General features: G+C 69.1%; 13 protein-coding genes. 6 read left to right on the forward strand and 7 right to left on the reverse strand.

Features of this window, described 5'->3' with window-relative positions; translation table 11 throughout:
• Nucleotides 1–81 precede the first annotated feature (81 nt).
• Both AB3X08_RS22125 and AB3X08_RS22130 read right to left on the reverse strand, forming a co-directional pair.
• Nucleotides 82–1,146, reverse strand: coding sequence for a LacI family DNA-binding transcriptional regulator (locus tag AB3X08_RS22125; RefSeq protein WP_369935212.1), 1,065 nt, complete (start codon nucleotides 1,144–1,146; stop codon nucleotides 82–84).
• Nucleotides 1,143–4,208: a discoidin domain-containing protein gene (locus AB3X08_RS22130; protein ID WP_369935215.1), complete on the reverse strand. Its 3,066-nt coding sequence runs from the start codon at nucleotides 4,206–4,208 to the stop codon at nucleotides 1,143–1,145. Before AB3X08_RS22130 ends, AB3X08_RS22125 begins: the two co-directional genes overlap by 4 nt.
• Before the next feature lie 389 nt (nucleotides 4,209–4,597).
• Between AB3X08_RS22130 and AB3X08_RS22135 the strand changes: the two genes are divergently transcribed.
• Entirely contained in the window at nucleotides 4,598–5,542 is a 945-nt protein-coding gene (locus AB3X08_RS22135; protein ID WP_369935217.1) for a hypothetical protein, read from the forward strand.
• Nucleotides 5,542–8,202, forward strand: coding sequence for a glycerol-3-phosphate 1-O-acyltransferase PlsB (gene plsB, locus AB3X08_RS22140; protein ID WP_369935219.1), 2,661 nt, complete (start codon nucleotides 5,542–5,544; stop codon nucleotides 8,200–8,202). Before AB3X08_RS22135 ends, plsB begins: the two co-directional genes overlap by 1 nt.
• 134 nt (nucleotides 8,203–8,336) lie before the next feature.
• Here plsB and AB3X08_RS22145 read toward each other — a convergent pair whose 3' ends face one another.
• Together AB3X08_RS22145 and AB3X08_RS22150 are read right to left on the reverse strand one after the other, a co-directional pair.
• The gene (locus tag AB3X08_RS22145; protein WP_369935221.1) at nucleotides 8,337–8,915 is read right to left on the reverse strand and encodes a DUF488 family protein; all 579 of its coding nucleotides are present in this window, start codon (nucleotides 8,913–8,915) and stop codon (nucleotides 8,337–8,339) included.
• Nucleotides 8,912–9,115: a YdcH family protein gene (locus AB3X08_RS22150; RefSeq protein WP_179570107.1), complete on the reverse strand. Its 204-nt coding sequence runs from the start codon at nucleotides 9,113–9,115 to the stop codon at nucleotides 8,912–8,914. Before AB3X08_RS22150 ends, AB3X08_RS22145 begins: the two co-directional genes overlap by 4 nt.
• A gap of 163 nt (nucleotides 9,116–9,278) precedes the next feature.
• Between AB3X08_RS22150 and AB3X08_RS22155 the strand changes: the two genes are divergently transcribed.
• A complete protein-coding gene (locus AB3X08_RS22155; protein WP_369935222.1) occupies nucleotides 9,279–9,851 on the forward strand; it encodes a hypothetical protein in 573 nt (190 codons plus the stop codon).
• An 80-nt stretch (nucleotides 9,852–9,931) separates the two neighbouring features.
• Here the strand turns inward: AB3X08_RS22155 and AB3X08_RS22160 are convergent, their stop codons facing one another.
• The 3 genes from AB3X08_RS22160 to AB3X08_RS22170 form a co-directional block, all read right to left on the reverse strand.
• Entirely contained in the window at nucleotides 9,932–10,948 is a 1,017-nt protein-coding gene (locus AB3X08_RS22160; RefSeq protein WP_369935224.1) for a glycoside hydrolase family 43 protein, read from the reverse strand.
• 30 nt (nucleotides 10,949–10,978) lie between these two features.
• Nucleotides 10,979–12,463: an MFS transporter gene (locus AB3X08_RS22165; protein WP_369935225.1), complete on the reverse strand. Its 1,485-nt coding sequence runs from the start codon at nucleotides 12,461–12,463 to the stop codon at nucleotides 10,979–10,981.
• A 174-nt stretch (nucleotides 12,464–12,637) separates the two neighbouring features.
• A complete protein-coding gene (locus tag AB3X08_RS22170; protein ID WP_369935226.1) occupies nucleotides 12,638–15,574 on the reverse strand; it encodes a TonB-dependent receptor in 2,937 nt (978 codons plus the stop codon).
• 492 nt (nucleotides 15,575–16,066) lie between these two features.
• Between AB3X08_RS22170 and AB3X08_RS22175 the strand changes: the two genes are divergently transcribed.
• The 3 genes from AB3X08_RS22175 (at nucleotide 16,067) to uxaC (ending at nucleotide 19,937) form a co-directional block, all read left to right on the forward strand.
• Nucleotides 16,067–17,380 (forward strand): MFS transporter, encoded by a 1,314-nt coding sequence (locus AB3X08_RS22175; protein WP_369935227.1) that lies wholly within the window; start codon nucleotides 16,067–16,069, stop codon nucleotides 17,378–17,380.
• Nucleotides 17,381–17,479: 99 nt separating this feature from the next.
• On the forward strand, nucleotides 17,480–18,460 hold the full coding sequence (locus AB3X08_RS22180) for an endo-1,4-beta-xylanase (protein WP_369935229.1): 981 nt from the start codon (nucleotides 17,480–17,482) through the stop codon (nucleotides 18,458–18,460).
• A gap of 58 nt (nucleotides 18,461–18,518) precedes the next feature.
• Complete coding sequence (gene uxaC, locus AB3X08_RS22185; RefSeq protein ID WP_369938614.1) at nucleotides 18,519–19,937, forward strand: glucuronate isomerase; 1,419 nt, start codon at nucleotides 18,519–18,521, stop codon at nucleotides 19,935–19,937.
• Nucleotides 19,938–19,998 lie beyond the last annotated feature (61 nt).

Here is a 19,998-nt window from a genome sequence, read left to right on the forward strand (position 1 = left end):
TCCCAGGGCAGTAAACGGGTTCATTCGTTGTTTCTTCTAGTTGGATGCAAAGGTGACGGCAAAAAAACGCGATGGGCGATGTCAGTCCATGGCGGTCCCTCGCTGGCCGCTGGACGCGCGGACGATCAGTTGCGGGGCGATATCGGTGGAAAGCGGGGCGTCCGCGGCTGGCACCGCGGCGTGCGGTTCCAGCGCGGCGATCAGCAACTGCATCGCGCGCGCGCCGAAGCCGGCGATGTCCACCCGCATCGTCGTCAGCGCCGGATGCACGTAACGCGCCATCGGCACGTCGTCGAATCCGGCCAGGGCGATGTCGTCGGGCACACGCAGGCCGGCGTGGGTGAAGGCGAACAGGCAACCCAGCGCCATCATGTCGTTGGCCGCGAACACCACGTCCGGACGCTGGCCTTGCAGCAACGCCTGCCCGGCGCGGTAGCCGGAGGCTTCGTCGAAATCGCCCGGTAACACCCGTGGCGGCACCTGCGGGCAACGCTCGCGCAGTTCGTCGCGGTAGCCGCGCAGGCGTTCGCGCGCGTCGAAGTTGTCGTCCGGCCCGGCGATGAAGGCGATGCGGCGATGGCCGCTGTCGAGCAGGTGGCGGGTCATCGCCCGCGCGCCGCCGTAGTTGTCCACGTTGAGCACCTGCGCATCGGCGATGCGCTCGGCGCAGTTCATCAGCACCGCCGGCAGCGTGCCCGGCAGCATGTCCGCGGCTTCGCCGGCGTCGGTGCTCAGATAGGGCGACATGATCAGCAGTCCGTCCACGCGTCCAGGCATGCGCCGCACCGCCAGCCGCTGCTCTTCCGGCTCGCCGTGGTAGCTGGACACCAGCAGGTGCAGGCCGCGCTCGCGCGCGACCGTATCGATGCCGCGGATCAGTTCGGAGAAGAACTCGCCATGCAGGTCGGGCAATACCACGCCGATGGTGTGGGTACGACGGCTGCTGAGGCTGCGCGCGGCATGGTGCGGCACGTAGTGCAGGGTGCGCGCCGCTTCCAGCACGCGCGCACGCACCGTTTCGGCCACGTGCTGGTGGCCGTTCATGGTGCGCGACACCGTCGCCACCGACACGTTGGCCAGGCGCGCCACGTCCTTGATGGTGATGCTCGCGCGCTGTTCCGGCGCGTGTGCGATGCGCGGATTCACCAGCGTGCCTCCAGGGTCCGAAACGGCTTGGCCAGCACCACGCCGGCGGCGTCGTAGGCGTCGATGCGCCGCCCGTCCACGCGCAGCTGCGTCGGCCGCGTGCGCGAGGGCCAGGCCACGCGCACCGCGGTGCCCGCACGCAGGCCGCTGTCGAGCTCGATCCGCAGCGTGTCGCCGCGCTGGCGCGCGCGCATGCTCAGCTGGCCGTAGGCGGTGGGCAGGCGCTGCACCGCCAGGCCCTCGCCCTCGACCCAGGCCGGCGGCGTGCCCGGCAGCAGCACCAGCGCGTCGTCGCCCTCGTGCATCAGCATGCCGAACACGGTGCGCGCGTACTCGGCGCCGATCCAGGTATGCGGCATGTCGCCGAGGTAGCGCGGGAAGCGCGGCCGCGAATGCACCACTTCGGCCAGCACCTGCCATTCGAACGGGCGGCGGTCGCGCAGCATGTCCTGCAGCAGTTCGTCGGCGACCTGCGGCTGGTCCAGATGCACGTAGGTCAGCACGTTGCGCATCTCGTACGGCGAATACGCCCACAACGCATTGGGCTGCTTGCGCTTGCGCACGTCGTCCAGATAGCGCGCGAAGGTGGTGCGCAGCGCCTGCTCCGGCAGCAGGTCCTGCTGGCCGGTGGGATCCAGCGCGATCGATACGCTGCTCGGGTCGCCATCGCCCAGGTCGGCCGCGGCGGGAATGAAGTCGGCACCCTTCCAGGCCATGGTGGCGCGGATCGAGGCGGCCAGCGAGGTGCGCAGCGCGGCGTACTGTTCGCGCGCCCAGGCCGCGGTGGCGGCGTCGCCGAGCGACTCGGCCAGCCATGCGCCATCGTGCCAGCCCTTCAGCGCCCAATAGTCGTCCCAGTAGCTGTGGGTGGGGCTGGAATAACCTTCGTGGCTGATCGACGGCGCCAGGATGCCGCGGAAACGCTCCGGCGCCGGCTGCTCGGCCATGTAGCCGGGTACCAGGGTGCGCTCGCGCAGTTCCTGCATGAACTGCATCGCCAGCTTCACCTTCGGCAGGTAGGCGCGCACGCTGTCCGGGCCGCCGTCCAGGCGCGCCACATCGGCGACCAGGGTGATGTATTCGCCCTGGCTGTCGTATTCCAGGTCCGAGCCGAAACCGTCGTTGACGCTGCCGTCGTCGTTGAGGATCGGCGACACCAAGCCGTTCGGGTGCACCGCGTGGTCGCTGTACCACTGCAGGTAGTCGCGCGCGACCTTGGCCTGGCCCATGCGCAGCAGGATCGCCGAGGTGGCCATGCCGTCGCGGATGAAGGAGCGGTTGTAGTTGCGCGGGCCGGGCTGCATCGCCGGGCCGGTCTGGTTGATCAGCATGTAGGCGGCCTGCGCGCGCAGCATGTCGACCAGACTGGCGTCGGGCAGGGTCAGGCCGACATTGCCGAGCCGGCGTTGCCAGTCGGCGGACACGCGCTCGGCCAATGCGTCGAAGCTGCGGCCGGGATCGCGCGCATCGGCGCCGAGCAGCGCGGCGCGATCCAGCGCCGGCGCCGGCGGCAGGCGGCCCTGCGCATCGGCACTGGCGGTGCCGAGCGGGAACGCCAGCACCACGTCCTGCTGCGCGCCCGGTGCCAGCGTCACCGCATAGCTCAGCATCGCCGCGGCCAGGCCGTCGGCATCGTGCGCTGCGCGCTGCGCCGGCAGCGTGCCGGCGGCGACGTGGCGGGTGATCTCGGTGGCGCCATGCGCACCGAACGCCTCGGCGCCGGCGCCGCTGGGCGCGCTCAGCGATTCCAGCAGCACGCGCCCGTTGACCCGCACCGCGGCGTCCTCGACGGCGATGTCGTGGATCGGCGACAGGCCGCCGTTCTGCCACGGCGGATTCATCTGCATCGGCCGCACCAGTAGCGACAGCGTGCCGCTGACCGGGCTGCTGCCGGTATTGCGCAGGCGGTGGCGCAGCAGCGTCACCGGTTGCCCACCCTGTTCGATGGCGAAGGTCTCGCTGCGCAGTTCCAGCCCCGGCTGCGGCGACCAGCGCACCGACGGCATCGGCTTCCAGCCGTCGCGCAGCGCATGCGTCAGCGCGTGGCCGTCGGCGCCGGCGGCGGTGCCGGACGCGTCGCGCCACAGCGGCTGCACCAGCGGCGCACCCTTCCACGCCTCCAGGTTGCCGTACTCGTCGAAGATCGATTTCTGCCGCCCGGCGTGGATGCCGACCGCGGTCCAGTAGGTCTGCTGCATGTGCAGCGAGGCCGGGAACAGCGCACCCTGGCCGCGCTGCGCGGCGACCTGGTAGTGCTTCATCGGCGTCATCACCGCCTTCGGCCCGAGCAGGCGCAGGCGGCGCAGCGCCGGTGCGGCGCCGCCGGGCGCAGCGTCCACGCTCAGCCGCAGCGCACGCGCCTCGACCGGCGCGATGCCGGCCAGATAGGCACTGTCGCTCTGCCCGGCCTGCGGGTCCTCGGCCAACTGGCGCCAACGGCCCGCGGCATCCTGCGCCTGCAACCGCGCCGCGCCATGCGCACCGGCGAATTCGACGACCAGGCCGGCGCTGGCGAACGCGCGCGGGAACGCGATCTCCAGCTGCCGCGCCTGCGCGCCCTTGCCGGGCATGGCCAGCGCCGCGCCGCCTTGCCACAGCGCCGCCGCCGCATCCGCCGGCACGCCGCGCAGGCGCGCGCTGTCCGCTTCGCCCAGCGGCTCCATCTCGAAGATCGAGATGCCCCAGTCGGCGGTGCGTTCGGGACTGGCCAGGCGCAGGTAGCGCGCGCTGCGCGGCGCGAAGAACAGCGTCTCGGTGCCGCCCATCGAGTCGGCCATGGTGTAGACCGTGTCCCAGCGCTGGCCGTCGCGCGAGGCCTGCAGCAGGAAACCTTCCGGATTGGCGCTGTCCCATTGCAGGCGCACGCCGCCGAGCCGCGCGGCACGGCCCAGGTCGACCTGGAACCAATGGCCGGGACTGAACGCACCGCCGGTCCGGGTGGTGGCATCGCCGTCGATCAGGTAGACGATCGCCTGCGCCTTGACCTGGCTGGAAGAACTGGAGGCACGCCATGCGTCGCGCGGCGGCAAACGGCCGTCCTGCGCATGCGCGGCCAGGGTCATGGCCAGGCCACACAGGAGGCCGGCCAGGGTCAATCCGCCACGGCCGATACCAGCGTGACACAGTGCGCGGAAGATGTCGGACGTGTATCGCACTGGGACCCCCGTCCAGTACCACCTCGATGCAAGGTGGGCGGACGTTAACAGCAACTGCAAGCGGTTACATGATGCGCCGCAACATTGCGCAATGTGGCGGCACACCGTGCGATACGCCAACAACGCAGCGACATCGTTGTCTCAACCGGTCCGGCCGGGTCAGGAATTGTCCCGACGCGACATCGGGGTCCCGTCGCCGCAACCGTCGCGCCCGCACCGCCAATGGCGCACGGCTTGCCCGAATCGCGCGCGCCCAGCAAGATGCGGAACGTTTTGGGGAACGAGCTAAGCGCCATATGCCGCCACGTCAGACCCGGCTCACGCCCTTGCAAGTCGTTCCCGTGCTGCTGCTTGCCGCGCTGGCCCTGTCCGGATGCAAGCGCAGTCCCGCCGAACTGCCCGGCGCCAGCGCCGAGCCGGCCGCGGCGGTGCGCGAACTGGCGCATACGCTGCAGCGCAACGATCTGGCCGGCTATGCGCGCGCCGCGGTGCCGCCCGCGCACTATCAACAGTTGCAGCAGGCCTGGAGCGAGGACCGCAGCCGCTGGCCGCTGACCCAGCTGCCGCTGGCCGAACGCCTGCCCGAAGTGCTCGACACGCTGTCCGCGCCGGACGCCGAGCGCACGCTGCAGCGCGCCTTCGACGCGCAGTTGGGCGGGCAGACGGCGAGCCTGCGCCAGGCCGCGCACTCGCTGGGCCTGTTCGGCGTGCAATACCTGCGCAACCAGAGCGACTACACCCCTGAACAGCGTGGCCACTACGTGCAACTGGTGGAGGCGCTAAGCGCTTGGGCCGAACAGGCGCCGCTGGCCGAGCGCAAGCGCGCGCAGGCGGCGATCTCGCAACTCAGCGCCGCCGCGCGCCGCACCGGCCTGCGCAGCGATGCCGACCTGCACGGCCTGGGCATGGAACAGAGCCTGCAGCGGCTCGGGCCGTTCCTGGGCGTGCTGAAGACGGTGCTGGCCGGCTACGGCCTGGACCTGGACGCCAGCGCGCGCGAACTGCGCACCGGGCTGGTCAGCCAGCAGGGCGATCAGGCCGTCGTGCGCATCCAGTACCCGCTGGGCGGCGCGGAGATCGACACCACTGCGGTGCTGGTGCGCCGCCAGGGCCGCTGGTACCTGCGCGATACCCTGCACGAGGTGGACGCGTTGCTGGCCGCCGCCGCGGCACCGCGCGCGACCTCGTCCGAGGCGCCGCCGGCGCCGCCCGCCGACCCCGCGCCGCTGGCTAAGCGATAATGACGCCGATGCCAGAACAAAATCCTCTCCCTTTCCCCGACGACGCTGCGGCTGCGCGCGCCTCGGACCCGGCGCCCGCGCCCGCCTCCGCGACCGGCGGCGACGCTGCCGGCAGCGCGCCGGCCACCGGCGCCGCCGCGCTGCCCAGCCCGGCGCGCGCTGCCAAGCGGCCGCTATGGGCGCGCCTGCTCGGGCGCATCGCCGATCCATGGCTGGGTCTGAACATCGAACCGGCCGAACCCAGCCAGTACGACGACGGCCGCCCGGTGGTCTACGTGCTGGAGGACTACGGTCTGTCCAACGCGCTGATCCTGGACAAGGCCTGCCGCGAAGCCGGCCTGCCGTCGCCGCTGGTGCCGCTGCCCGGCGACCCGCTGGGACGCAAGCGCGCCTACCTGGCGCTGTCGCGGCGCAGCAGCAACAACGCGCTGATCCCCGAGCAACGTGGCGCCAAGACCCACTCCGATTCGTTGGCCAAGCTGCTGCAGGCGCACCGCGAACGCCCCGACCTGGACATCCATCTGGTGCCGGTGTCGATCTTCGTCGGCCGCGCCCCGGACAAGCAGAGCGGCTGGTTCGCGGTGCTGTTCTCGGAAAACTGGGCGCTGGTCGGCAGCTTCCGCCGCCTGCTCGGCGTGCTGCTCAACGGCCGCAGCACCATCGTGCGCTTCGCCCCGCCGGTGTCGATGCGGGCGACGATCGAGGAAGGGTTGCCGCCGGAACGCACCGTGCGCAAGCTGCAGCGCGTGCTGCGCACCCATTTCCGGCGCATCCGCGAGGCGGTGATCGGGCCCGACCTGTCCACCCGGCGCCTGCTGGTGGACCAGGTGCTGGCCGCCGAGCCGGTGCGCGAGGCGATCGCCGCGCAGGCCAAACGCGACAACAGCAAGCCGGTGGACGCCTGGCGCAAGGCCCACGCCTATGCCTGGGAAATCGCCGCCGACTATTCCAGCCCGGTGGTGCGCTCGGCCAGCTTCCTGCTGACCCACGTGTGGAACCGCATCTACGCCGGCGTGCTGGTGCACCACCTGGACAAGCTCAAAGAGGCCGCGCCCGGGCACGAGGTGATCTACGTGCCCAGCCACCGCAGCCACATGGACTACCTGCTGCTGTCCTACCTGCTGTACGAACGCGGCATCGTGCCGCCGCACATCGTGGCCGGCATCAACCTCAACCTGCCGGTGGTCGGCACCCTGTTGCGCAAGGGCGGCGCATTCTTCATCCGCCGCTCGATCAAGGGCAACGCGCTGTACTCGGCGGTGCTCAGCGAATACGTGGCGCAGCTGGTTGCCGGCGGCTACTCGATCGAATACTTCGTCGAAGGCGGGCGTTCGCGCACCGGCCGCCTGCTGCAGCCCAAGGGCGGCATGATCGCGATGACCCTGCGCGCGTTCCTGCGCCAGCCGCGCAAGCCGGTGCTGTTCCAGCCGATCTACGTCGGCTACGAGAAGCTGATGGAAGGCAACAGCTACCTCGACGAGCTCAGCGGCCGACCCAAGGAGAAGGAATCGATCTGGGCGCTGCTGTGGGGCATCCCCAAGGTGCTAAAGCAGAACTACGGCCAGGTGGTGGTGAACTTCGGCGAGCCGATCGCGTTGAGCCAGGTGCTGGCGCAGCGCGCGCCGGAATGGGACGGCCAGCCGCTGGGCGAAGACGAGAAACCCACCTGGCTGAACGGCACCGTCGATGCGTTGGCGCAACAGATCCAGGTGCACATCAACGCCGCCGCCGACGTCAATCCGGTCAACCTGCTGGCGCTGGCGCTGCTGTCCACGCCCAAGCACGCGATGGGCGAGGCCGACCTGATCGCGCAGATCGAGCTGTGCAAGAAGCTGCTGGCCGAACTGCCGTACTCGGACCGGGTCACCGTCACCCCGCATTCGCCCGAGCGCATCATCGCCCACGCCGAAGAGATCAACGTGCTGACCCGCACGCCGCATCCGCTCGGCGACGTGCTCAGCGTCAACGGCGACAACGCGGTGCTGCTGAGCTACTTCCGCAACAACGTGCTGCACCTGTTCACCGCCTCTTCGTGGGTGGCGTGCTGCTTCCAGAACAACCGGCGCATGAGCCGCGCCGGGCTGCTGCGGCTGGGCCGCACCGTGTATCCGTTCCTGCAGGCCGAATTGTTCCTGCCCTGGAGCGAGGACCAGTTCGCCGAACGCATCGAGCGCACCATCGCGGTGTTCGTGCGCGAAGGGCTGTTGCTGCAGGTCAACGACGACGACGGCGGGGTGCTGGCGCGCAACACCGGGCAGACCGACGAGGTGTTCCGCCTGCGCGCGATCGGGCATTCGCTGCAGCAGGCCTTCGAGCGCTACTACATCGCCATTTCGGTGCTGGTCAAGAACGGCCCCGGCAAGCTCGGCGCCGGCGAACTGGAAAGCCTGTGCCAGCAGGCTGCGCAACGCCTGAGCCTGCTGTACGCCCCGGCCGCACCGGAGTTCTTCGACAAGACCCTGTTCCGCGGCTTCATCCAGAAGCTGCGCGAACTGAAGCTGGTGTGGCCGGACGAGAACAGCAAGCTGATGTTCGACGAACGATTGGACGCGTGGGCGAAAGACGCCAAGTTCATCCTCGGCCGCGAACTGCGCCACACCATCGAGCGGGTCAGCCCGGAAGCGGCGAAGCCGGAAGAGCCGGTGGTGTCGCAGGATTGAGCAGCGATGGCGCCGGCGTCGCTTTCGCTAGCCATCGCGCGCCCCTGTAGGAGCGGCTTCAGCCGCGACAGACGTTACCGGTAAGGCCTGTCGCGGCTGAAGCCGCTCCTACAGGGTGCCGGGTATGCAGCCGCTCACGCGCCGAACAGATCGCCAGTCACCGACCCGGCAGGCGCGGCGTCCGCCGGATACACCAGCTGCCCGTGCGCGTCGCTGCGCGCGGCCGGGTTGAGCACGGCCGGCTCCTGGCGCTTGGCATCGATCAGGTGGATCACCGGGTGGCCGTGGTGCAGCAGGTGGTCGCAGATGATCTGGCGGTGGCACTGGCGCCAGTAGGCCTCGGCGCACATCACCGCACACGCGCCACGGCTGCCGAGTTCGCGCAGCTGGGCGAATGCCTCGCCGAATTCGGCGCCCAGCGCGTAATCGGCATAGTTGTGGAAGCTGACGCTGCGCCAGTAGCCGTTGCGCTGCGGGTCCACGCCCGGCTGCTTGCCGCGGCGCCCGCCCAGCGCGCGGAAATGCTGGTAGCCGATGCCTTCGGCCGCCAGGGTCTGGGCCAGCGCGCTGCCGTCGAACTGCGGGAAGCGCCGCGAATACGGAAACGCGCGCACATCGGCCAGATGCGCGATCTGCGCGCCGCGCAGGATCTCCAGGAACGCGTCCAGGCTGCGGGTGGAGTGACCGATGCTGAAGAACGTCGCCGCGCTCACGCCGGTTCGTCGGGGATCAGCAGGTTTTCCAGGCGCATGATGCAATCCTTGAGCTGCAGCTTGCGCTTCTTCAGCCGCTTGGCCTGCAGTTCGTCGTCGAGGTTGGCCGGGGTGCGCTGGATCTGTTCGTCGAGCGCACGGTGCTCGCGACGCAGGGCGTCGATGCGCAAGGAGATCTCGGCGGGCGTCATGTCGTCCATTGCGTCCGAGCATACACAGCCAATGCACCCGTCGTCACCGTGCGCGGCGCCGGCATTTTCCGCGGCCGCGCTTGCCGGCACAATGCACGCGCCGGGAACCGGCACGGCGCCGCGCTTGGGCGCCGCCAACCGCGGCTGCCGCGCCGCCAGAAAGGAGTCTTCCATGCGTCCCACCCCGTCCCTGCTCGCCCTGGTCCTGGCCACCGCCCTCCCCGGCCTGGCCGCGGCGGCGGACACCAAGTACGACGGCTTCCTGTGCTGCAACATGCGCAGCGACGGCAGCTGGATCAGCGACAGCAACTACGCCGAGAACGGCAAGCGGGTGATCCCCGCCGGCACCCCGGTCAAGGTCACCGGCTTCGGCCGCTATCGGGTCAACCTGCTGATCGACGGCCAGAAGCAATCGATCGGCAACGACTACAGCCGCGACCTGAGCAACGAGGCCTTCGCCCAACGCTACGTGGTCGCGCAGGATCCCAAACTCAAGCTGGCGGCGTATCCGCCGAAGATCCGCGAGGCGATCGGCAGCAGCCGCATCACCAAGGGCATGACCCGCGAACAGACGCTGATGGCGCTGGGCTACCCGATCAGCAGCGAGAACCCGAACCTGGACGCCAAGCTGTGGCGCTACTGGCTGACCAGCTTCGGCGAGTTCCAGGTGTCCTTCGACGCTGCCGGCAAGATCGAGAAGGTCACGGCCGATGCGCAGACCCAGAACCTGGTCTGGATGCCGTAAGCCGCGCTGCGCCTGCGCACGCGCAACGGTGGCCGGCGCGGCGCGTGCGCCGCGGGCCGGCGAACCGGTCTACGCCGTCCTCACTCCCCGTACGGATGGACCAACGCGATGCGCCCCTGCGCATCGTGCCGCAGTTCGGTGAGCTTGATCGAGCGCAGGTGGGTGACGCCGCCGGACAGCACGGCGTCGTGATAGAACAGGTACCAGGTGCCCTGGAACTCGCAGATGGAATGGTGCGTGGTCCAGCCGACCACCGGGCTCAGCAACGGCCCCTGGTAGGTGAACGGACCGTAGGGCGAATCGCCGATCGCGTAGCACAGCAGATGCGTGTTGCCGGTCGAGTACGACAGGTAGTAGCGGCCGCCGTACTTGTGCAGCCACGGCGCTTCGAAGAAACGGCGCGCATGGTCGCCGGCCAGCAGCGGCTGGCCGTGTTCGTCGACGATGCTGACCTCGCGCGGCGGCTCGGCGAACTGGGTCATGTCCGCGCGCAGCCGCGCCACGCGCGGGCCCAGCGCCGGCTCGTCGGCGGCCGGTTCCTCGTGCGCCTGCGCATAGGCGTTGTCGCGGTACTTCTGCAGCTGCCCGCCCCAGATCCCGCCGAAATACAGATAGTGCTCGCCGTCGTCGTCGGCGAACGCCGCCGGATCGATCGAGTAGCTGCCGTCGATGGCCTGCGGCTCGGCGGTGAACGGCCCTTCCGGACGCGAACCGATGGCCACGCCGATCTGGAAGATGCCGTCGGCGCGCTTGGCCGGGAAATACAGGTAGTAACGACCGTCCTTGCACGCCGCATCCGGCGCCCACATCTGCCGCTGCGCCCACGGCACGTCCTTGACGTGCAGCGCCACGCCGCAGTCCACCGCCGGACCATCGGCGCTGTCCATGCGGAACACGTGGTAGTCCTCCATGTCGAAATGGCCGCCGTCGTCGTTGAAGGCGATGCCGGCGTCGATGTCGTGCGAGGGATAGATGTACAGCGCACCCTCGAACACGTGCGCCGACGGATCGGCGGTGTAGATGTGGGTGACCAGGGGCTGGGAGATGGCCTTGCTGGCCAGCCTCTGCAGATCGGCGGCGTCGGTGTCGGCGGACATTGCGTACCTAGAGCGTGGGGAGGAAAAACGTCAGTTGCCGGGCGTGGCGGCCTGCTGGCGGCGCGCATCCAGTTCGCGTTCGATGCGCGATTCCAGCGCCTTGTCGATCTCGTACCAGAACAGCAGCGCCACGCCGAGCAGGAACGGGATCGCGCAATACACGCTGACCGCCAGGCGGATGCCGCCGGTCACGGCGGCGCTCTGCTGCGGCAGCGCGGCGTCGTAGCCGTAGAACGCCAGCAGGCCGGCGACCAGCGCGCCGCCGACGCTCAGGCCGACCTTCAGCCCGCACAGCATCGCCGAGAAGATGATCGCCGTGGCGCGGCGGTGGTTCTTCCACTCCGAGTAGTCGGCCACGTCGGCGATCATCGCCCACAGCAGCGGGATGGTGATCCCGTAGAAGAACCCATGCAGCACGTAGGAGCCGAACACCAGGCCGATCGCCTGCGGCGGATAGACCGCGAACGCCAGCAGGAACAGCGTGGACACCAGCAGCGCCGCGCCGAACACGTTGCGCTTGCCGTAGCGGTCGGCCAGGCGCTTGGAACAGCCGATGCCGACGATCATCGCCAGGATGCCGCCGGCGCTGAACACGCTGAAGGCGGAGGTCGGCGCGTCCTGCGGCCAGTGCAGCGCGGTCAGCCCGGCGCTGGCGAGCAGGCCGTTGATGCCGGCGATGAAGGCGTTGAACCCTGCCTGGTCGAGGAAGCGCGTCAATGCCGCAGCATCCAGGTAGTACTTGAAGTAGTACACGTACATGCCGCCCTTCATCGCCAGGTTGACGAACACCAGGATGGTCAGGGCCAGCATCACCAGCCACGGCTTGTTGCGGACCAGGTCGCCCAGATCCTTGCGCACGCTGGACGGTTCGGCGGCGATCGGCAGCACCCGCTCGCGGGTGGTGAGGAAGGTGATCAGAAAGCACAGCGTGCCGACCACCGCGAACAGCGCCATGGTGCGCTGGAAGCCCTGCGCCTTGTCGCCGTTGCCGAGGATCAGCACCAGCGGCAGCAGCAGCACCTGGATCACGAACTGGGCGATGGTGACCGCGAAGAAGCGGTACGCCGACAGGCTGTTGCGTTGCTCCATGCTGCCGGTGAGCACGCCGCTGAGCGCCGAGTACGGCAGGTTGTTGGCGACGTAGATCAGCACCAGCAAGGTGTAGGTGGTGAACGCATAGACCACCTTGCCCTGCTCGCTCAGCGCCGGGGTGCTGAAGGCCAGCAGCGAGATCGCGCCGAACGGCAGCGCGGTCCACAGGACCCACGGCCGGAACTTGCCCCAGCGCGTACGCGTGCGGTCGGCGAGCACGCCCACCAGCGGCGTGAACACCAGCGCGCCGACCAGGCCGACCACCGAGATCAGCGTGGCCGCGGTGCCGGCGGGGATGCGGTAGATGTCGGTGTAGAAGAACGCCAGGAACGTGATCAGGGTCTGGAAGATCAGATTGGCGGCCAGGTCGCCCAGGCTGTAGCCGATCTTTTCGCTGAGCGGGAGGCGGTGCGTGCTGGTCATGGGCCTGGAATCGCGGGAGGAGCTTGCTGCCCTCTCCACCGGGAGAGGGGCCGGAGGACGAGGGTACGGCGAAGGCGGAAGCGGATGGGAGTTGCGGCGCGCCCGGCGGCAGGCCCGCGGCCGACCGCGCGCGCGATGCCCCGCCGTCGCGGGGCACCGCGTGCTGCGCCAGGATCAGAACGAACCGCGGATGCCGAGCATGATGGTGCGGCCAGGCTTGTACAGGTCGTAGGTGGCGTTCGGATACTGGAAGGTGGTGCGCAGCGGTTCGTCGGTGAGGTTGGTGACGTTGAGGGTGATCTGCGGCGCCGAAGGAAGCTTCGCCAGGGTGTAGCTGGCCGACAGGTCCAGCTGCCCGCGCGCATCGGCCATCAGCCGCGCGTCGGGAATGCCGTTCTGGTTGGCGCCGGAGATGATCATGTCGTCGTTCCAGGCATAGGACAGGCGCACCGAGGCGTTGTTCTTCTCCCAGTACACGGTGCCGTTCCACAGATTCGGCGCCACGCCCACCGCCACCGCCTGGATGCCGTCGCCCTCGGACTCCTGCTTGACGTGGGTGTAGTTGAGGCTGAAACCCAGGCCGTCGAGCAGGCGATCCAGCGGCTGCACCCAGATCGCTTCCAGGCCGCGGATGTTGAGCGTGCCGTCGGCGTTGACCTGGGTCTGCACGTCCACGGTCGCCGCGTTCGGCCCGCCGCGCTGTTCGATCGCGGCCTGCTGGGTCGCGGTCAGATCGCTGTAGGCCACGCCCAAGTCCAAGAACGGAATGCGCCGCACGCCGTTGACGGTGAAGCCGTCGATGCGCTTGTCGAACAGGGTCAGGCCGACGAAGCCTTCGCCGCCGGTGTACCACTCGCCGCCGATGTCCACGTTGGTGGACCGGTATGGCGCCAGGTTGGAATTGCCCTGGGTGGCGGTCTGCGCGGAGGGATCGCTGAAGTTGGTGTTGGGCAGCATCGCGCTGGGATCGGGGCGGGTCAGCGTGCGCGAGCCGGACAGGCGCAGCACCACGCTGTCGGCCACGTCCCAGGCCACGTTGAACGAGGGCAACAGTTCGTTGTAGTCCGAGTTCAGCACTTGGTAGCGGCGCACTCCGCCGACGGTGACCGGGCCGCTGATGGTCTGGTCGGTGGTCACGTAGCGCACACCCGCGTTGAAGCGCATCGAGCGGTTCCACACGTCGGTCTCGCCGTTGGCTTCGACATAGAAGCCCCAGTTCTTTTCCAGGATGCCGCCGGTGGAGGCGCCGGTGTTGGCCGCGTTGGTCTCCGGCGCGGCGGCGCTCAGGCCGTAGTAGCCGCTGTCGCGCAGGAAGCGGTCGAAGTCCACGGTGATGAAACTTTCGCCGGACTTGAGGTAGGAAGCCAGCGCCGACTGCGGGATCAGCGAACCGGCGCCGCCGGTACAGGTGGCGCCGGCGCCGCGGCAGACCAGGGTTTCCCACGCGGTGCTGTTGTCGAAGCCGCGGATATGGCGCTCGGCCTGATCGTAGGCGACGCCGACCTTGACGTTGCGCTTGTCCTCGCCGAATTGCAGGTCGGCGCGTGCGCCGCGGGTCTCGGTCTCGCGCTTCTCGTTGCTGATGTTGAGCCGGCCGCCGGTCCAGCTCCAGCCCAGATTCGGATCGTTGAGATCCAGCGGGCTCTCGATCGAGGGCTGGTCGCCACCGGTGTTGCTGTAGTCCACGGTGGTGAACGGCGAAGTCACCAGGATGCTCGGCGATTGCCGGTACATCCAGCTGCGCGTGGCATTGGCCTGCACATTAAGCTTGATGTCCTGGTTCGCGCCGAACAGCAGTTCGGCGCCCGGATTGACGCTCCAGAACTTGACGTTCTCATGGTACGGCCGCGCTTCCAGGAAGAACTGCGCGTTGGTGAAGGTGGCATCGGTGACCACGCCGTTGCCGTCCACCTGCATGTTCAACGGAATCATGTTCCCGTTGCGCCCGATCAGGTTCATGCTGGTGCGGTCGGTGTCGCGCGTGGCCTTGGAGAACAGCGTGTCCAAATAGAAATGCGCGGTGTCGCTGGGTCGCCATTCCAGCGACATCACCGACGCGTCGCGGCTGCGATCGCCCTGCATCTGCACCCGGCGACCCAGGCGCGGGATCAGCGCGTCGCTGATCTGCCCGATGCTCAGGCCGGGGTTGTGCGCCAGCAGCCACGCAGCATCGATGCTCTGCCCGGGAGTGAGGCCGGCGCCGGCGGTGACCGGCACGGTATCGGGAATGCGCCAGTTGCCGCCGCCGTTGGCGTTGCACGCGGCCGGCTGGTTGGTCGATGGCGTGCCGGCCGGCGGGGTCAGCCCGCACTGCGCGTAGGTCAGGCCCGGATTGGTCCAGCCGATGGTCTCGAAACCGTCCACGCCGAGCTTGCCGCGCACCGAGGCCACGCCGAACAGCGCGCCGAAGGTGCCGGACTCGTTGGTCCAGCTGCCCATCAGCGCGCCGCGTGGCGTGGTCTTCTCGCTGGTGCTGTTCCAGTCGCCCTGCAGCTGGTAGGTCAGATGCGTACCGGGCCGGTCGAACGGGCGCGCGCTGCGCATGTCGACCACGCCGGACACGCCGCCTTCGAGCATGCTCGCGGTCGGCGTCTTGCTTACCGTCAACTGGGTGAAGAACTCGGTCGGAAACAGATTCAGGTCCACTTCGCGGTTCTGGTTCTGCGCGTTGAGGCCGATCGAGGCGGTGGCGATGCTGGCGCCGTTGAGCGTGGTCTTGGTGAAGCTGGTGCCCAGGCCGCGGATGGCGATGTTCAGGCCTTCGCCATTGACGTCGCGCGAGAGCTGCACGCCGGGGATGCGGTTGAGCGACTCGGCGATGTTCATGTCCGGGAATTTGCCGATGTCCTCGGCGAACACGGTATCGCTGAAGGTCACCGAATCGCGCTTGGCGTCGGTGGAGAACTGGATGCTGCGGCGATAGCCGGAGACGGTGACCGTATCCAGTTGCTTGACCGCATCGTCGCCGGCCGCTGCCGGCGATGGCGCCGTCTGCGCCGCAGGCGCTTCTGCGGGCGGTGCGGTCTGCGCCCAGGCGCTGCCCGCGGCCATGCCGAGCAGTGCGGTGGCCAGTGCATGAGACAACGTGGTGCGCGCGTAACTGTTCTTCACCGTGATCCTCCCCAAAAAACAGGCGACCTGCGGCTCCGTGCGGTTTGACGCGGAGCGACCAGCCGACGAAATGCCCGAGCGACGGAAAAACGTGCAGCGACTGCAATGGCCGTGCCTGGCCATGGCCGCGGATGTTAGCGCTACCAAGATGGCTGTCACGCTGCAGGGCAACATAATCCCGCTGCACACGGATACATTGCGGAAAACGTGCGCTTGGGTACGGCGGATGCACGCCGCAGATCGGCGTCGGCATCGCGGTTTGTGCTGCTGTGCACGATGGATCGCCTGGCGTGGCGTGTTAATGATAGCGCTACCAAACGGCGGCAACCGCCGCGCATCGTGGGAATCGAAGCGTATGCACCGAGCCGGGAACAGCGCAGATTGCGTGTCGCATCGCAGCATCAGACAGCAGCGCGGGTGCAACGCCATCTGCCGCTACCGGACTGCGCAGCGCGCTGCGCGCAGCTGGATTGTTGTGCCGGTGCCGCGGACATGATTCCCTCGCCCGGTACCGAGACGAGCGACACCACCTCCGTCACCGCCAGCGGCACGCGCCTGGGGCGCATGCGCTGGCGCATCTGCGCGCTGCTGCTGGCCGCCACCACCATCAATTACATCGATCGCCAGGTGCTGGGTGTGCTGGCGCCGTTCCTGCAGACCCAGATCGGCTGGAACGAAATCGAATACGGCTACATCGTCACCGCGTTCCAGGCCGCCTACGCGCTGGGCCTGCTGTGCAGCGGCGCGGTGATCGACCGCTTCGGCACGCGCGCCGGCTACGCGCTGGCGATCGGCATCTGGAGCCTGGCGGCGATGAGCCATGCGCTGGCGACCACCTTCATCGGCTTCGCGATCGCGCGCTTCTTCCTGGGCCTGGGCGAATCGGGCAACTTCCCGGCGGCGATCAAGACCGTGGCCGAATGGTTTCCGCGGCGCGAGCGCGCGCTGGCCACCGGTATCTTCAATTCCGGCTCCAATATCGGCGCGATCGTCGCCCCGCTGCTGGTGCCGGTGATCGCCAGCAAATGGGGCTGGCAGTCGGCGTTCCTGTTCACCGGCGCGCTCAGCGCCACCTGGCTGGCAGTGTGGTGGCTGCACTATCGCGCGCCGGAACAGCAGCCACGCCTGAGCGCGGCGGAACTGGCGCATATCCGCAGCGACCCGCCCGAACCGGTGCAACGGCTGAGCTGGGCGCAGGTGCTGCGCCACCGCCAGGCCTGGGCATTCGTGGTGGCGAAGTTCGTCACCGATCCGATCTGGTGGTTCTTCCTGTTCTGGCTGCCCAAGTTCCTGCATGCGGAGTACGGCCTGAGCCTGCTGCAGCTCGGCGCGCCGCTGATCGTGATCTTCGTGCTCGCCGACGTCGGCAGCATCACCGGCGGCTGGATCGCCGGGCGCTTCATCGCCCGCGGCTGGAGCGTCAACCGCGCGCGCAAGACCGCGATGCTGCTCTGCGCGTTGGCGGTGGTGCCGATCGTGTTCGCCGCGCGCGCCGACAACCTGTGGCTGGCGGTAGGCCTGATCGGTCTGGCCACCGCTGCGCACCAGGGCTGGTCGGCCAACCTGTTCACCCTGCCCTCGGACATGTTCCCGCGCCACGCGGTGGCCACCGTGGTCGGCATCGGCGGCTTCGCCGGCGCGGTCGGCGGCATGCTGATCGCCACCTTCATCGGCTTTCTGCTGGAGGCCACCGGCAGTTACGTGCCGGTGTTCCTGATGGCCGGCTCGGCCTACCTGCTGGCGCTGGCGCTGGTGCAGTGGCTGGCGCCGCGCCTGCAGCCGGCGCGGTTGGAAGACAATGCCTGACCGCGACCGCTCTGCACACGTCGGGACGCGCGGCCGCGCGGGCATATCCGCGTCCATCCGACCAGGTTCCGTTCCGCTCTCCCACCGCGAGATGCCACGATGAAAACGATCGCATCGCTCCTGTTCGCGCTGTCGCTGGCGGTTTCCGCCATGGCGGGCGCCGCGCCGCTGGCCGCCGGCAAGCAGCGCTTCCTGGGCAGCGCCTATGGCCCGGCGCAAGCCCAGGATTTCACAACCTACTGGAACAAGGTCACACCCGAGAACGCCGGCAAATGGGGCAGCGTGGAAGCGATGCGCGGGCGCATGGACTGGAGCGCGCTCGATGAGGCCTACGCCTTGGCCAAGCGCAACGCCATGCCGTTCCAGATGCACGTGCTGATCTGGGGCAGCCAACAACCGCTGTGGCTGCGGTCGCTGCCGGCGACGGAGCAGCGCGCCGCGATCGAGCAGTGGTTCGCCGCGGTGGCGCAACGCTATCCGGACATCGACCTGCTGGAGGTGGCCAACGAAACCCTGCCGGGCCACAATCAGCCCGACGACAGGAAAGACGACAGCGGCAACTACCTGCAGGCGCTGGGCGGCGCCGGCAGCACCGGCTGGGATTGGGTGCTGCAGTCGTTCCGTCTGGCACGGCGCCATTTCCCCCGTGCCAGGCTGATGATCAACGACTACGGCATCACCAACAGTGCCGACGCCACGCGCCAGTACCTGCAGCTTATCCAGCTGCTGCAGCGCGAGCACCTGATCGATGCGATCGGCCTGCAGCAACACGCCTTCGAGACGCGGGCGGACGTGCCGATCTCGGTCCACCGCGCCAACCTCGACACGCTGGCCGCCACCGGGTTGCCGATCTATGTCACCGAACTCGATCTGGATGGCCCCACCGATGCGCAGCAACTGGCCGACTATCAGCGCGTGTTCCCGCTGTTCTGGGAACACGCGGGTGTGCGCGGCGTGACCCTGTGGGGCTTTCGCCGCGGCCTGTGGCGCGACAAGGAAGGCGCCTACCTGATCCGCGACGACGGCAGCGAGCGCCCGGCACTGGCCTGGTTGCGCGACTACGTGGCGAGCAAGCCGTAGCGCGCAGCGCGCTTCTTCCGACCCTCATTCCTCCGCGACCCGCATTCCGACCATGACCCTGTCCTCCCCCGCCCTGTCCCTGCATCCCGACCGCCTGCTGCCGCCGGAGCCGGGCATGCGCGCGATCGCGCGCCGCCTGTACGCGCAGGTCGCCACGCTGCCGATCGTCAGCCCGCACGGCCACACCGACCCCGCCTGGTTCGCCGAGGATGCGCCGTTCGCCAATGCCACCGAGCTGCTGCTGGTACCCGACCACTACGTGTTCCGCATGCTTTACAGCCAGGGCGTGGACCTGGATGCGCTGGGCGTCCCGCGCGCCGACGGCAGCCGCGCCGCGGTGGACCCGCGCGCGGCCTGGCGCGTGTTCGCCGAACGCTTCCAGCTGCTGCGCGGCACGCCATCGGCGCTGTGGCTGAACCATGTGTTCCACGAGGTGTTCGGCCTGCGCGTGCGCCTGGACGCGGCGAGCGCCGACCTGTACTACGACCGCATCGGCGAGGCGCTGCAGACGCCGGCGTTCCGGCCGCGCGCGCTGTTCGATCGCTTCGGCATCGAGGTGATCGCCACCACCGAATCGCCACTGGATGCGTTGCAGCACCACGCCACGATCCGCGCCAGCGGCTGGGGCGGACGGGTGATCACCGCCTACCGCCCCGATGCGGTGATCGATCCGGAACACGAGCAGTTCCCCGATGCGCTGCACCGTTTCGGCGAGCTGACCGGCGAGGACGTGTACGCCTGGGACGGCTATCTGCGCGCGCATCGCCAGCGCCGCGCGTTCTTCGCGCAGATGGGCGCCACCTCCACCGACCACGGCCACCCCAGCGCGGCCACCGCTGACCTGCCCGCGGCCGAGGCCGCTCGGCTGTTCGCGCGGGTCCGCGGCGGTGGCGCCAGCGCCGCGGAGGCGGAACTGTTCCGCGCGCAGATGCTGACCGAAATGGCGGCGATGAGCGTGGACGACGGCCTGGTGATGCAGTTGCATCCAGGCTGCTTTCGCAACCACAACCGCAAGCTGTTCGCGCGCTACGGCCGCGACAAGGGCGCCGACCTGCCGCTGCGCACCGACTACGTGCGCGCGCTGAAGCCGCTGCTGGACCGCTTCGGCAACACCCCCGGCTTCAGCCTGATCCTGTTCACCCTGGACGAGAGCACCTACGCGCGCGAACTGGCGCCGCTGGCCGGGCACTACCCGGCGCTGCTGCTCGGTCCGGCCTGGTGGTTCCACGACGCGCCGGAAGGCATGTGGCGCTTTCGCGAGCAGACCCTGGCCAGCGCCGGCTTCTACAACACGGTCGGCTTCAACGACGACACCCGCGCGTTCCTGTCGATCCCGGCGCGGCACGATGTCGCCCGCCGCGTCGATTGCGCGTTCCTGGCGAAACTGGTCGCCGAGCATCGCCTCGACGAGGACGAGGCCACCGAGGTTGCGCTGGACCTGGCGTATCGGCTGCCGAAACAGGCCTACCGGTTGTGACGGCGGGTGCCGCCCGTGCTGGCGCCGCACCGGCATGCGAACCTGCGCAGAAGGCGGTGGC

It is taken from the genome of Xanthomonas sp. DAR 34887, from assembly GCF_041245805.1.
Lineage (GTDB): Bacteria > Pseudomonadota > Gammaproteobacteria > Xanthomonadales > Xanthomonadaceae > Xanthomonas_A > Xanthomonas_A tesorieronis.

Coding starts and splice junctions, on each gene's coding strand:
- AB3X08_RS22130 (WP_369935215.1), bottom strand. CDS start 4,208: ATGACCCTGGCCGCGCATGCGCAGGACGGCCGTTTGCCGCCGCGCGAC.
- AB3X08_RS22135 (WP_369935217.1), top strand. CDS start 4,598: ATGCCGCCACGTCAGACCCGGCTCACGCCCTTGCAAGTCGTTCCCGTG.
- plsB (WP_369935219.1), top strand. CDS start 5,542: ATGACGCCGATGCCAGAACAAAATCCTCTCCCTTTCCCCGACGACGCT.
- AB3X08_RS22150 (WP_179570107.1), bottom strand. CDS start 9,115: ATGGACGACATGACGCCCGCCGAGATCTCCTTGCGCATCGACGCCCTG.
- AB3X08_RS22155 (WP_369935222.1), top strand. CDS start 9,279: ATGCGTCCCACCCCGTCCCTGCTCGCCCTGGTCCTGGCCACCGCCCTC.
- AB3X08_RS22160 (WP_369935224.1), bottom strand. CDS start 10,948: ATGTCCGCCGACACCGACGCCGCCGATCTGCAGAGGCTGGCCAGCAAG.
- AB3X08_RS22165 (WP_369935225.1), bottom strand. CDS start 12,463: ATGACCAGCACGCACCGCCTCCCGCTCAGCGAAAAGATCGGCTACAGC.
- AB3X08_RS22175 (WP_369935227.1), top strand. CDS start 16,067: ATGATTCCCTCGCCCGGTACCGAGACGAGCGACACCACCTCCGTCACC.
- AB3X08_RS22180 (WP_369935229.1), top strand. CDS start 17,480: ATGAAAACGATCGCATCGCTCCTGTTCGCGCTGTCGCTGGCGGTTTCC.